Annotated in this window: 13 protein-coding genes; 5 read left to right on the top strand and 8 right to left on the bottom strand. The window is 55.6% G+C overall.

Translation table 11 applies throughout. The annotated features are described in order from the left end of the window. From lptC to AB9K37_RS09065, 5 genes are all read left to right on the top strand, one after another. Positions 1 to 624, top strand: a complete 624-nt coding sequence (lptC, locus tag AB9K37_RS09085; RefSeq protein ID WP_369837457.1) for an LPS export ABC transporter periplasmic protein LptC — start codon at positions 1 to 3, stop codon at positions 622 to 624. After that, a complete protein-coding gene (gene lptA / locus AB9K37_RS09080) occupies positions 624 to 1,127 on the top strand; it encodes a lipopolysaccharide transport periplasmic protein LptA (protein WP_072708686.1) in 504 nt (167 codons plus the stop codon). Before lptC ends, lptA begins: the two co-directional genes overlap by 1 nt. Continuing rightward, on the top strand, positions 1,124 to 1,885 hold the full coding sequence (gene lptB / locus AB9K37_RS09075; protein ID WP_369837454.1) for an LPS export ABC transporter ATP-binding protein: 762 nt from the start codon (positions 1,124 to 1,126) through the stop codon (positions 1,883 to 1,885). The genes lptA and lptB overlap by 4 nt, the downstream gene beginning before the upstream one ends. 223 nt (positions 1,886 to 2,108) lie before the next feature. After that, the gene (gene hpf, locus AB9K37_RS09070; RefSeq protein WP_369837451.1) at positions 2,109 to 2,690 is read left to right on the top strand and encodes a ribosome hibernation-promoting factor, HPF/YfiA family; all 582 of its coding nucleotides are present in this window, start codon (positions 2,109 to 2,111) and stop codon (positions 2,688 to 2,690) included. A 31-nt stretch (positions 2,691 to 2,721) separates the two neighbouring features. Next, positions 2,722 to 3,186 carry a PTS sugar transporter subunit IIA gene (locus AB9K37_RS09065; protein ID WP_369837449.1) on the top strand — a complete coding sequence of 155 codons (465 nt, stop codon included), beginning with the start codon at positions 2,722 to 2,724 and terminating at the stop codon, positions 3,184 to 3,186. Here AB9K37_RS09065 and AB9K37_RS09060 read toward each other — a convergent pair. The 8 genes from AB9K37_RS09060 to cysQ form a co-directional block, all read right to left on the bottom strand. Beyond that, positions 3,174 to 4,616, bottom strand: coding sequence for a nodulation protein NodH (locus AB9K37_RS09060; protein ID WP_369837446.1), 1,443 nt, complete (start codon positions 4,614 to 4,616; stop codon positions 3,174 to 3,176). The two genes, AB9K37_RS09065 and AB9K37_RS09060, sit on opposite strands and share 13 nt — an antisense overlap. A gap of 6 nt (positions 4,617 to 4,622) precedes the next feature. Then, positions 4,623 to 6,323 carry a beta-1,6-N-acetylglucosaminyltransferase gene (locus tag AB9K37_RS09055; RefSeq protein ID WP_369837443.1) on the bottom strand — a complete coding sequence of 567 codons (1,701 nt, stop codon included), beginning with the start codon at positions 6,321 to 6,323 and terminating at the stop codon, positions 4,623 to 4,625. Then, positions 6,320 to 7,270: a glycosyltransferase family 2 protein gene (locus tag AB9K37_RS09050; RefSeq protein ID WP_369837441.1), complete on the bottom strand. Its 951-nt coding sequence runs from the start codon at positions 7,268 to 7,270 to the stop codon at positions 6,320 to 6,322. The genes AB9K37_RS09055 and AB9K37_RS09050 overlap by 4 nt, the downstream gene beginning before the upstream one ends. Before the next feature lie 94 nt (positions 7,271 to 7,364). Next, positions 7,365 to 8,348 carry a glycosyltransferase family 4 protein gene (locus AB9K37_RS09045; RefSeq protein ID WP_369837438.1) on the bottom strand — a complete coding sequence of 328 codons (984 nt, stop codon included), beginning with the start codon at positions 8,346 to 8,348 and terminating at the stop codon, positions 7,365 to 7,367. 178 nt (positions 8,349 to 8,526) lie between these two features. Continuing rightward, positions 8,527 to 9,510: a UDP-glucose 4-epimerase GalE gene (gene galE, locus AB9K37_RS09040; protein WP_369837435.1), complete on the bottom strand. Its 984-nt coding sequence runs from the start codon at positions 9,508 to 9,510 to the stop codon at positions 8,527 to 8,529. A 13-nt stretch (positions 9,511 to 9,523) separates the two neighbouring features. Then, positions 9,524 to 10,417, bottom strand: a complete 894-nt coding sequence (gene galU, locus AB9K37_RS09035) for a UTP--glucose-1-phosphate uridylyltransferase GalU (protein WP_369837432.1) — start codon at positions 10,415 to 10,417, stop codon at positions 9,524 to 9,526. 122 nt (positions 10,418 to 10,539) lie between these two features. Continuing rightward, a complete protein-coding gene (locus AB9K37_RS09030) occupies positions 10,540 to 11,787 on the bottom strand; it encodes a glycosyltransferase family 2 protein (protein ID WP_369837429.1) in 1,248 nt (415 codons plus the stop codon). Between the two features lie 4 nt (positions 11,788 to 11,791). After that, positions 11,792 to 12,586, bottom strand: coding sequence for a 3'(2'),5'-bisphosphate nucleotidase CysQ (cysQ, locus tag AB9K37_RS09025; protein ID WP_369837427.1), 795 nt, complete (start codon positions 12,584 to 12,586; stop codon positions 11,792 to 11,794). Between the last annotated feature and the right edge of the window lie 33 nt (positions 12,587 to 12,619).

Genomic DNA, 12,619 nt, shown 5'->3' with positions numbered 1-12,619 from the left:
ATGGCAGGCTCACAGCGCAATACCTATTCGGTCATCGTCTCTTGGGCCAAGATCATCCTCCCGATGGTGGCCCTTGGTCTATTGTCGACCGTGTTCCTGTTCTCCCGTCAGATCGACCCAGAGGCTGCGATCCCCTTTGCCGATATTGATCTGGAAGAGCGTCTGCGCGAACAGCGCCTCAGCAAACCCAACTACGCCACCACGACCGAGGACGGCTCTGCCCTAACCATTGTCGCCGAGTCGGCCGCGCCTGTTCTGGACGGGGACGGCGGCACTGCCGAAAACATCGTCGCGCGGCTCAAGCGGACCGACGGTACGACCATCGACATGAGCTCTGATTCGGGACGGATCGAGGGGACGAAAACCCTGACGCTGACCGGAAACGTGGCCATTGACACGTCTGACGGATACAAACTGCGGTCTGACGAAATGATCTCGGCGATGAACCGCACAGACATCACCAGCCCCGGCCCAATCACGGGCACCGGTCCGTTCGGTGATTTGCAAGCGGGACGCATGCACCTTACGGTGCCGGAAAATCAGGACGGCATTCTAGCTGTTTTCGAAGACGGGGTTCGCCTGATATACACGGGCAATTCCAAAGGATCAGAGGAGCAACAATAATGTTTCGCAAGGTAATGGCCCTGTGTGTGATGCTGCCTCTGCCGGTTCTGGCCCAAGGGATGCAGACTGCATTTGGCGCATCCGACCAAAATACCGACGCCCCGATTGAGGTTGTCGCGGATTCGCTAGAGGTGAATGACACTGCGAATACCGCCGTCTTTGTTGGCAATGTCGAGATTGTGCAGGACAAGATGCGCATGACCGCGCCCCGCGTCGAAGTCACATATCGCGAAGATGACGCCGCAACCCCAGAGGTCGAAGATGGCATTGCCAAGGTCTTGGCCACAGGCGGCGTGACCATGACGTCTGGCGAAGACGCCGCCGAGGGCGAAACCGCTGAGTACAACGTCGAGAGCGACTACGTAATTCTGTCTGGCAGCGTTCTGCTGACCCAAGGCCGGAACGTCCTGAGTGGCAATGAGGCCCGAATCAATCTGTCGGACAACACAGCTCAGATGACGGGCCGCGTGCGCACGATCATCAATCCGGGCTCAAGCCAATGAGCTCTTCGCCCGAGCTGACCGTGTCCGAAGGCTCTGCGGGCCTTCAGATCCAGAACCTTCGCAAGAGTTACCGCAAGCGTGTCGTCATCCGTGATGTCAGCATGTCTTTGCATCGCGGAGAGGTCGTGGCCCTGTTGGGGCCCAACGGTTCGGGCAAAACCACCAGTTTCTATGCGATCGCTGGTCTGGTCGCCCCCGAAGGCGGCCGAGTGACCATTGATGGCGCCGAGGTCACGCGCTTTCCAATGTACCGCCGTGCCAAGCTGGGTATCGGCTATCTGCCCCAAGAGATGTCGATTTTCCGCGGCCTAAGTGTCGAGGACAATATCGCCGCGATTCTGGAAATTGCCGAATCCGACCCCCACACCCGCCGCGAACGGCTAGAAGAATTGCTGAGCGATTTTTCGATCGAGCACCTGCGCCGCGCCCCCGCGCTCGCCCTGTCAGGTGGTGAACGTCGCCGGGTCGAGATCGCGCGCTGCCTTGCGGCGAATCCCAAGTATTTGTTACTAGACGAACCTTTTGCTGGTGTAGATCCAATCTCTGTCGGAGACATCCGTCATCTGGTTTCCGACCTCAAAAAGCGGGGAATCGGCGTTCTGATCACGGATCACAATGTGCGCGAAACCTTGGAAATCGTTGATCGCGCTTACATTCTTCATGATGGGCGCGTGCTGATGTCCGGCACCCCCGATCAGGTCGTCAAAGACGAAAACGTGCGCCGCGTCTATCTGGGCCGCGATTTCCGCATCAGCTAAGCCAAGCCGATCACAAAATTCTTTTGCGAGAAACGATTGACAGTTCCCCTCGGACTGTCACCAAATGGTCATATGAGCCAGACCTGTCGCCATATGAGGTCAATCCTGCATAGCCTTCCCGAGCACTCGGGTCAGGGACAGGTCGCTCAATATCCCCACGCAACTGTACGGACCAAGTACCCCGCGCGGGCGGTCCGTCCTTGCACATAAGAAGGAAAAGACCATGCGGTATCAAATCACCGGAAAACAGATCGACGTTGGCGAAGCACTGACCACCCACGTTAAAGATCGACTGGGTGAGGTACTGGAAAAGTACTCGCAACGCCCAACCGATGCGCAGGTCACTTTCTCGAAGTCGGGGCACGAATTTGTCTGCGAATGCACGGTGCATCTGTCGACTGGTTTGAACGCCGCCGCACGGGCTCATAGCACCGAAATCTACGCAACTTTCGAAGACTGCGCAGAGAAGATGGACAAGCAGTTGCGTCGCTACAAACGCCGCCTGAAGGACCATCACAAGGATCGCACAAGCCCTGTTGAAACTATCGGTGCTTCCTCGTATATCCTCGCCGCAGATGCGCAGGACGAAGAGGCGGTGGAGCCTGATAGCCTGCAGCCGATTATCGTCGCCGAGATGGAGACGAAAGTTCCCTCGCTGTCAGTTGGCGAGGCGGTAATGCAGATGGAACTGGCTGGCTCGCAAATGCTGGTCTTCCGAAACGAGAAACATGGTGGCGTAAACGTTGTACATCGCCGGGATGACGGGAACATCGGCTGGATCGATCCCCGTAGCACCGGACAATAACGCCGCGAAAGCCCTAGGCAAAAGCGAACTCATGCAAATCTCAGATATTCTGTCGCCGCAGGCGGTGAAGACCCTTATTGGTTGTTCTAGTAAAAAACGTCTGTTTCAGGATATCGGAGACCTGACTGAGGCAGCTTTGGGCATCCCCAGCGCCCGCGCCGTCGAGGCGCTGGTGGAACGCGAAAGCCTTGGCCCGACAGGTGTGGGCCATGGCGTTGCCCTGCCCCATGCCCGTCTGGCAGAGATTGACCGTGTTCAGGGCGTGTTTCTGCGTCTGGAAAAGCCCGTGGATTTCGGCTCGGTGGATCGTAAGCCTGTCGATCTTGTCTTTGCGCTGTTCGCGCCCGAAGACGCTGGGGTCGAGCACCTCAAAGCCCTAGCCGTCGTGTCACGTACGCTGAAAGACCAGGCCATGCGAACCAAGCTGCGCGCCAATCACGAAGCGGTCACGCTGCACGCGGTGCTGACCGAAGATCAGGCCAATCAAGCGGCCTGACCTCGTCTATTCCAGGGGCCGTAGCCCAACATCATGTAGTCGCGCGTGTAAGCTTCCTTGCACGCGCTTTCTATTTCGTCGTCGTAGATCTCTGCGAGCGGCACCGGGCTATCCGGCTCTGCAACGCCCGAAAACGCAGTCATATCTCGACCAATCTGCTGGCACACTTGCGTCAGCCCCAGTTCAATCTGTTCTTCCCTGACAATCAGGTCAGGCAAATTGAATTCGGCAAAGCCTTGGATCATCTGCGACTGCGACGCCCAACCGGGGTCGACCCTGATACTCGTCTGCCCTGCCAGATTGCCCTTGAGCCACTGCAAGAACCCTAGGAACGCCAGCCGGTGCGCAGCAGCAGCATACGCTTCGCCAGCGCCCTTCTTGGGGATCGGCAATTTGTAGCGTTTCCGCAGAACCTCGCGAATTTCGCCAAAGGCGCAGGGGCCAGTCCCCAAAATACGCTCGCAAAACACGCGATGCGCACGGGTCAGCGGATGCGTGACCACCGTAAAGGTGCGATGTCCTCGGTTCACGCGCTTCCACTTGCGCAAAGGCTTCTGAGTGAAATCGCTCAGTAATGCGTCGACTTGCACGCCGTCCAGCGCGGCCATCCAGTCACACACCGCATCCTCTACCCCCGATCGCAGCGGCAAGAACAGAAGGGGCGCTTCGGCCGCAGCCACATAGGTCGGGACCATGGCATTCCGGCGTGGCTCGAAATTCGGGGTGCGCGTCAGATCAAAACGATCAAGTCGCGACAACGCGCTCTCCATCTCATCGAAGTTCGCCACCTTCGACGACAGAGGCGCAGGGTTTTGCTTTTTCAGCTTCTTATCCAGTTCCGGAAGGCGCGCATCGACACCCAAGAACGCAGCCATCCCGTTCATCACATCAACGTCCTGTAAATCCTCGTAGGCAACATAGAACGCCGTCTGCCCAGTGGTTTGCAGCGCCCGCAGCACCTTCGTTTGAAAGGCTTGCAGCGTCTCGATATGGCTAATGAACTCGTCGCCTTTGAATTCCGCCTGCCCGTCTCGGCGGTTTTTGGCATCAGTCAGTTTCCACTGACCAGTCGCCTGCGCGATCTTCCAAGACACATAGCTTTCGACCGGATTGCGAGTCAGGATAATCTTGGCGCATCGCGGATCGGCCAGAAGCCCATCAATCACGCGCGGGTCGTGATCGTGAAAATAGCGAAAGCCATTTAGCCCCTCAGCACCGCGCACCGCATCCAGCAAGTGATCCGGATCATCCTCGCGTTTATCCTGCGTGATGCCCAGAACCTCGTCGGCATTGGGGTAGCCGATGAAGAACGGATTGAACGCCTCGCCATGACAGCTAACACCGTCCAGAGCATTCAGGTTCGTCTCGAGAAAGTTGCTGCCCGTTCGCATTTCAGCCAAGACAACAAACAAATCGAATTTTGACGACATAGAAATTTACTTTACCAAATAGGGTTTACGCGGTTTGCGCGGTTTCTCCCGCTCTTCGAGTGTGTTCGGAAAATCGCCGGTTAGATAGGGGTGCATGCCCTGATTTTTTAGATTCTGTAGGAATTGTGCGAATCCAGCAAGATCGACCATCTTCGGCGCTTCTGTAAGGCGACGTTTATCAGTCTGCCCGATTTCACTGATGATCGCTTGCAAGGGCTCCATCGGTGCCTCAACAAATTCAGCGAGGCTCCAGATATGGATGCGCGCCTTGGCATAAGGCGAGCGAAGCACGTCCAGATGTCGGCTTTCTCTGCGTTGCAACTCGGCCGCAGTGCGTCGGATCTCCGAGAAATCCAGATTTGATCGGAACAGTGGGACGGCCCATGCGCCGGTGATCACTGAAATCTGTGCATTGGGATCCTTTGCGATATCCCATTCAACCTGCTGGATGTGGTCCGCAGGGCTGACCTGAAAACACTGACGCTCCCCTCGCGTATTCCATACGAGGTTGGTCAGAAATGCACTCGGATTTCGGTCACGCAGCTTTGCGGAATCCGTCATGGCGCCGTTGATGACCCTCACGTCGCCTTCGTAGTGAACGCGGTCTGGACCGAACAGATAGCCATGGACGCGCGCACTCGTTAGGCGTGCAAGCCAGCTTTCGAAATCTTCGAACAGCTCGGTGAACCCTTCAAATACGGAGTATTCCGAAGCGGTGAAGCCGTTTTCCCAATCGGGGTTCGGAAACCGACTCTGCATGTAGAGGCCCGTCCGGCCCTGAGTCCGACGCTCGACCGCTTTGGCGAAAATCCGGTCGATTTTGCCGGGGTTCGGCTCTGTTCGGTTCAAAGCATCCGGCTGAGGTGTCAAAAACGCGCTGTAGAGTCGGTCTGCATAAGGCCAAATCTTGCGCGCGACAAAGCAGTCGGAACGTCGCAAAAGCTGCAAGTGGTCATCATAAAAGATGTGTGGTTTGCCTTGGAAATCGAACTTCGAAAGGGTCAGAGACCGGCTCTGAATGTCCCGCGAATAGAGGCGGACCAAGGTCTGGAAGTAGGATTCGTCTGGAATCCACACATATTTAAAGAAGCGCTCATAGATCCCGCGGCGTGGGTCCTGCAGAATGGCCGTCAGGGTTTGGCGAGTCAGACACCACCACTGACTTCCCATGTGTGGAATCAGTCCATCCGGCAGGTCGCGATGCATCCGAAACCGGCGCTGAAAATCGACCGCTAGATCAAAAAGCCGTCGGTTCTTTTTCCATGAGAACGGAAAGCGCAGGGTGAAGCGTTCGTTGTCCAACCCTCCAATCGTCCAAGGCACATCCGCCAGCGTAGCAGACTCGATGAAATCTGTATTCGGACGCTCTGCCAGGTACTGCACCAGTTCCTCCACGGGGCGCAGTGGCAGGCATGAGCCAGACGCCAGATAGACGTGCCGGACCTGCGGGAACTCTTCGAGCATCACCTCGGCTGCCGACTGAGAGGCCGCCACCAGTCCCCAAGTGCCCCACTCGCATTTATGGCGCGTGCTGAACCGAATGTTCGGCAAGTCGTCCAGACCGTCAATCAGCATCTGATAGCGGGACTTTGACATCCGCGCGTCGGCGTGGATCACCACCGGCACTCCGTGCGAAGCCCAATGACGCGCAACCTGTTCAACGCGATCCAGTGCGTTGTGGACGAGAAGAATGACACCCAGCGTCATGCCCAGTTCCCCTTGGACATGAGGCCCAGAATCTCTAGCTGGCGCCAGTTGATGTATTTCTCTGACCAAGTGCACCACAAATCGGGGCTGGTTTGGCCACGCTCTGCGTAAACTTTGTATTCACGGCTGCCCGCATAGTGCTGTCCGCGTTCCAATTCCTCTTCGGCCTTGTGGACGAAGGTATCAAGGAACTTGGTATGCAGCAGAACGCCCGATGATTTCTCGCCGCCCCACTCGTCATAAATCAAGTTCAAGCCACGAGGCAAAAGCGAGTGGGTTGAACTGATATAGGCATAGCGGTTGTCCCACTTCACCAAGGGAACCTTGTTGAGTGCCGGCGCATGCTCTGGTGCGTCAGCAAAGAACACACGCGCGCGTGGCCCACCCTGAATCCAGAGGTTGCCGTATTTGTGGTTCCGCTCAATGGTGTAGTTCCCACTGTCGAACCACATTGCGATATCGAGCGGGTCCTGCCCTGCGCGGTACGGCAGAGTTCCCAATGGCCCCTTTGGGTACATATCAAGAAGCATTGCGCCAAACGACTTGATTGACGACGCATCCAACCAGTCCGTCAAAGCACGCAGGGGCCGCGTATCGCAGAATGGATAGATCAGGAATTCATCAGGATCGACGGTCAGGCACCAGTGTTCGTGACCGTACTTCATCAACAACCAGTTAATCCAATCCATGCCAAAGCGGGCACGCTTGTAGCTGGCATTTGTGCGCCAGACCGATACATCCGGCTGCTCGGCCAGAAAATCGGCAGATCCGTCCGTACTGTCATTGTCCACAAATAGGAAATGATTGATCCCGAGGCCACGGTAGTATTCCAGAAAGTATGGCAGACGCTTGGCTTCGTTCCGAAGCGTACAGAAGACCAGAAGGTCTCCCTCCCGGATATAGGCAGTGCGGTTAACCAAAGGGGACAGCTCACGGCTTTTCCGCATGGCGCGATAGCGCCAGCGTTTTCGCTCAAGCCGCAGTCCGTATGATTGGATGGCGCCCAATCTACCCCCTTGTAAAAGAGGGCAGAATTCTTCGTCAGATCAGACGAAGCACCCTCTCGAAATGTGCCTCCCACGTCGGAGGCGACCACTGTTTCGCTTCTGCACTCGGGCCGGAATTCTCCGAGAGCGCGTTTTCGTAAGCCGTTATAACAGCCCGATACCAAAGTTTAGCATCACCCGAGGGCGCGTAAATGGGTATATTTCCCAGAAATTCTCGATAAATCGGTAAGTCATTACATACAATAGGCGTAATGTGATGAGCTGCCTCCGCAGGAGGCAAACCAAAGCCCTCTGCATAGCTGGGAAACAATAGGGCAGTCGCCCCCTTCATCAAGGCAGCAATCGCACCATCTGTCAGCCCTGCGATCTCTTTGATGTGATCATTTGGCCCAAGCGCATCCAGCCTGTTGAATACCGATTCGTTCTTCCAACCACGCGAGCCACAGATCAGCAATGTCGGTGTCTCTGGCCCCAACGTCCGCCTGAGTTCATCCCACACATCCAACAAAAGGGCATGCGCTTTACGAGGCTCAATGGTGCCCACAGTTAGAAAGTACGGCCCCACTGGCGGCACCCCCTCTGGCAGCTCTCGGGGTTCCGGCGCGGCAAAGTCTATTCCCAAATGCGCAACAATACCTTGGGGATGCACCGGGCACCATCGCGCCACATCGGCCCTCGTTTGCTCTGAATTATAAATCAGCAAATCGGCTTCGCGGCACGCCCGAGCGAGGAATTTCTGAAACCGCTCCGTTGCGCCTTCTGCTTGGTATTCGGGGAAGTCCAGTGGGATGGTGTCATGGATTAGAACTGCAATCTGTGAGTCCGGCACTTTGCGCACTGCGTGCACCACGCGCTTGGACAGGTTGCTGTGTCCTGTGTTCACATAGATGGTTCCAGCAGGAAGGTGTTTACGGAGCATTTTCGCCAGCAGTGCTTTGGGTTGTCGCCCCAAAGCTCTTTTGCGCAAAACTGGCAGCAGACCCGCCACCAAGCGGCCGTCTACAGAACCGGCACGCATTGCCTCCATGCCCTGACTGCCTAACAGAATGTACCCCAGCTTAGTTCTAACCAAGCCGTAACACGGAACATCGCTATCCAGAAAAGCACAGAGATAGGCACGCTCAACACGGTCAACGCCGGTCAAAGTGCGACCTGAGCGGCTCAGAAGCCGCGTCAGGTCCAGAAGGCGCGAAGCCTTATTTGTTGTAGTGGCCCGTTTGGTGCCAACGCCATGCGTCGCCAATCATCTGCTCCAACGTAGAAAGCTTGGGCTCCCACCCAAGTTCATCCAACGCCCGTTTGGAACCAGATACAAGCTTCACACAATCACCAGGGCGGCGCGGGCCCTCTTCGTAGGGTACGTCTTGATTGGTCACCGCGCGGGAGTGATCAATAACTTCGCGAACAGAAAAGCCTGATCCGGTCCCCAGATTGAAGACACGACTTCCTTTGCCGTCCAATAGCCATTTCACACCCAGAACATGCGCCTCTACCAGATCCATGACGTGCACGTAATCTCGGACGCACGTCCCATCGGGAGTGTCGTAATCAGTCCCGTGAATCGTCAAAGCAGGACGTTTGCCAGCAATGGCATCTAGCATCACAGGGATAAGGTGCGTTTCAGGTTGGTGGAACTCGCCCACCTCTGCCTCTGGGTCGGCGCCCGCAACATTAAAGTAGCGGAAAATCACGCTCTTCAGTCCATAGGCGTCGTCAAAGTTCGCCAGAATATCCTCAATGGCGCGCTTGGACGCACCATAGGAGTTGATCGGATACTGCGCACATTCTTCGTCAAGCATGACGCCGTCCTGTTCGCCATAGGTGGCACAGGTAGAGCTGAACACGAAGTTGAGGCAGCCAGCAGCGGCCGCTGCTTCGATCAGGGTCAGCGACCCCTGCACATTGTTCCGCCAGTACATGCCGGGATCTTTCATGCTCTCGCCGACTTGGCTAAAGGCGGCAAAGTGCATGACAGCTACAGGTTTATACTTTTCAAAAACTTCGTCGACGCGAGCGCGATCAAGCAAGTCACCTTTTTCGAAAGGGCCGAATTTCACCGCCTCTTCCCAGCCGGTTGAAATGTTGTCGAAGGTGACAGGCGTAAAGCCTGCGTTCCTCAATACCTTGCAAGCGTGCGAGCCGATGTAGCCCGCACCCCCGGTTACAATAACATTTGTCACGTGTCAGTTCCAATTACTGAGCAGCCTTGCGAGCGGCCATCATGTCTTCGAGGTAATGTTCGAGATCATCACGCAGATCGGGACGCGCCAAGCCAAAGGCGACCGTCGCCTGCAGGAAGCCAGATTTCGATCCACAGTCATAGCGTTCGCCTTTGAAGCGGTATCCGTAAACGTTGTCGCTGTCCGTGATTTCTTTCGCGATTGCGTCGGTCAACTGCAGTTCGCCACCGGCGCCAGCTTCCATTGTGTCAATATTTTCAAGCACTTTGGGGCTCAGGATATAGCGACCGATCACAGCGAGATTGGAAGGCGCATCTTCAAGCTTGGGTTTTTCGACCATACCATTCACGGACACGATATTGCCCATGTCTTCTTTGACGTCCAGTACACCATAGGCCGACACACGGTCTTGGGGGACTTCCATGGCTGCAACCATGTTGCCGCCAGTCTCAGCATAAGCTTCGACCATCTGCTGCAGACAGGGTTTGTCAGCTTGAATAACGTCATCAGGCAGCAGAACAGCGAAAGGCTCGTTCCCCAGCAGGCGGCGGGCGCACCATACCGCGTGACCCAGGCCGAGCGCCTGATTCTGACGGACGTACGCGATCGCGCCACTGTCCATGTTTGTGCTGTCCAGCACTTTCATCAATTCGGTTTTGTTCTTCGCCTTGAGGTTTGCCTCAAGCTCAGGCGCGCGATCGAAGTAATCTTCGAGGGCACTCTTGCCGCGCGACGTGACAAAGATGAATTCTTCGATACCTGCTGCGCGCGCCTCATCAATCGCATACTGGATGAGAGGGCGATCGACCAAGGTCATAATTTCTTTAGGCACCGACTTGGTGGCAGGAAGGAACCGCGTTCCAAGACCTGCAACGGGGAAAACTGCTTTGGTAACTTTGTTGTTCATGTAAATGGGCCTTCCATTTGCCGGGTTCAATTCGACTTACAAACTGTCGAATGAAGATCGACGATAAACTAAGAATATCATTGCCGCAAAGCGGCTCAAAGATCTAACACAATAAGCGCAGCCTAGGTTCCATGGTCGGAACCATCAAGCCGGAATTCTCGTAAAAATTGGCGAATTTCTGCGCGCGCACGCGTCTGAAAGGTCGAAAGCCTGAAAAGCGATTGGGAACGAAGGCTTTTCCCCCATATCCCCCCGCGTTGTTTCCAAAATCCTGCATCATCATAGTACCGACAATGGTAGAGCGCAGTTGGTGAAAGCTCTATGACAATCCCCAGCTCTCCTGCGTCCACGGCGTCCTTGGCCCTTTGGTTCAGAGACTTGCGCCCAAAAATACGGCCGCTCTGCACAAAAATTGCGCACTTTTGCGAATCAACCAACGGGAAAAACCGGTCAGCTTTTGCCCGGACTAGCCCGCGTTCAACGGCTTTGCGCGACCTTCCATCCAGCAAGCCATCTTCCAAAGTCACCATGAGGAAGGCCACTTCCTCTGGCCCCAGAGCACCTGCCTGCATGAGCTTTATCAAACGCTGCTTCTGAGCTTTGCAAAAATCCCGCCCGGCACTCTGGATTAACTCGGGCGAGAGGTGCGTCTTCGTGAAGACAGACTGACTGGCCCCAATTTCATAGAGTGTTTTCGGCACTCGCTGGGGCGATCTCCGCCTGCTTGGAGCAAACGCGTGGTGGACTCGCGCCATGGGGACAATCGCCAGTTTAGCTGACCGCGCAGCCAAACGCATCGCCAGATCACTGTCGTCCAAATAGAAGCGATAACGCGGATCGAAACCATTCAGCGCGAGCAAGGCCTCTCGTCGAACCGCCATGTTCGTACCGATGGTCTTGATTGCGCGCTCGGGCTTAGATGTAAAAACAGAGATCCTATCTTCTGGCACCGCCAAAGGATGGCTCACGCCCGCAGCATCAATGGTTTCCGCCTTCCATTGAAAGCTGAAACCATTGCGCCCGATCGTGAAACCAGACGCTGCATCAACGCCAGCATCCACGAAAGGCTGTAGAAGATAGTAAAGCCAGCCCGGTTCAGCCACTGCATCGTCATCGATAAAAGCGACGACATCCCCTGATGCTTCATCAATGCCGCGGTTTCGCGCGACCGAGATGTTTTCGTCGTTCATGCGGACCACTTTCACGCGGTCCGTCCAACCCTTTTCCGACAGATATTCAACCGCTTGGTCGCTCGTAACAACAATGACTTCAGCACGGACGCGTTGCTGCTGGGAAAGCGCTTTCAGACAGCGCGCCAGCAGGGTCTCTCGACCCTGACTGACGACAACGACGCTGACCGAAGGCAGCAAAAGCTCAGGCCTTCAATTCGACAGCAGGAGCGTATGCGATGAAGAAGGGATTTCCGAACCCCTCTTTGCCGTATTGCAGAGGCTCATGCGTATCAAAAACAACAACTTTACCGCCTGCACCATGAAGGACAGCCTGACCCGCTGCAGTGTCCCATTCCATTGTTCGACCAAGACGAGGGTACAGGTCCGCTTCGCCAGTTGCGACAAGACAGAACTTCAACGAGCTGCCCGCGCTCTTAGAATCCTTGACGCAATATTTGTTGATGTAATCGTCGGTCGCCTGATCACGGTGCGATTTTGATGCGACAACCATCAGGGCATTGTTATCGGACTCAGCAACAGAAAGCGATTTGGTCTCGCCAACAGTGTCTTTGTCAAAGGGGCCCATTTCCTCGACTGTGGCGCCATCCGCTAGGGTAAAGAACATGCGGTCACGGGCAGGCGCATAAACGACACCGCGGGTCGGTACGCCATTTTCCACCAGAGCGATGTTCACGGTGAAGTCGCCGCGACGATTGATGAATTCTTTGGTGCCATCCAGTGGGTCAACGATCAGGAACGTGTCGACGTCCAAATTATGGCTGTCCGACTGCTCTTCGGTCACCAAAGCGATCTCGGGAAATTCTGCGCGCAGGCCAGCAGAAATCAGTTCATCCGCCGCTTCATCAGCTGCTGTGACAGGACTTTCATCGCTCTTTGACTTCACTTCGAAATCGTCAGAGTTGTAAATCTCCATGATCTTGTCGCCCGCTTCGAGCGCAAGACGCCGCAGGACTGAAGTCAATTGTGCGTAATCCATAGAGATATTTCCTTTAACCACATGGCAGAGTTG

It is taken from the genome of Donghicola sp. XS_ASV15, assembly GCF_041224595.1.
Classification (GTDB): Bacteria; Pseudomonadota; Alphaproteobacteria; order Rhodobacterales; family Rhodobacteraceae; genus Donghicola.
This window is presented reverse-complemented; position numbering and strand designations above follow the sequence as displayed.

Excerpts from the sequence above, each read along its gene's own strand:
- galU (WP_369837432.1), bottom strand. The coding sequence starts at position 10,417 with ATGAACAACAAAGTTACCAAAGCAGTTTTCCCCGTTGCAGGTCTTGGA.
- AB9K37_RS09055 (WP_369837443.1), bottom strand. The coding sequence starts at position 6,323 with ATGACGCTGGGTGTCATTCTTCTCGTCCACAACGCACTGGATCGCGTT.
- AB9K37_RS09050 (WP_369837441.1), bottom strand. The coding sequence starts at position 7,270 with ATGCGGAAAAGCCGTGAGCTGTCCCCTTTGGTTAACCGCACTGCCTAT.
- lptC (WP_369837457.1), top strand. The coding sequence starts at position 1 with ATGGCAGGCTCACAGCGCAATACCTATTCGGTCATCGTCTCTTGGGCC.
- AB9K37_RS09060 (WP_369837446.1), bottom strand. The coding sequence starts at position 4,616 with ATGTCGTCAAAATTCGATTTGTTTGTTGTCTTGGCTGAAATGCGAACG.
- AB9K37_RS09045 (WP_369837438.1), bottom strand. The coding sequence starts at position 8,348 with ATGCGTGCCGGTTCTGTAGACGGCCGCTTGGTGGCGGGTCTGCTGCCA.
- hpf (WP_369837451.1), top strand. The coding sequence starts at position 2,109 with ATGCGGTATCAAATCACCGGAAAACAGATCGACGTTGGCGAAGCACTG.
- lptB (WP_369837454.1), top strand. The coding sequence starts at position 1,124 with ATGAGCTCTTCGCCCGAGCTGACCGTGTCCGAAGGCTCTGCGGGCCTT.
- lptA (WP_072708686.1), top strand. The coding sequence starts at position 624 with ATGTTTCGCAAGGTAATGGCCCTGTGTGTGATGCTGCCTCTGCCGGTT.
- AB9K37_RS09065 (WP_369837449.1), top strand. The coding sequence starts at position 2,722 with ATGCAAATCTCAGATATTCTGTCGCCGCAGGCGGTGAAGACCCTTATT.
- cysQ (WP_369837427.1), bottom strand. The coding sequence starts at position 12,586 with ATGGATTACGCACAATTGACTTCAGTCCTGCGGCGTCTTGCGCTCGAA.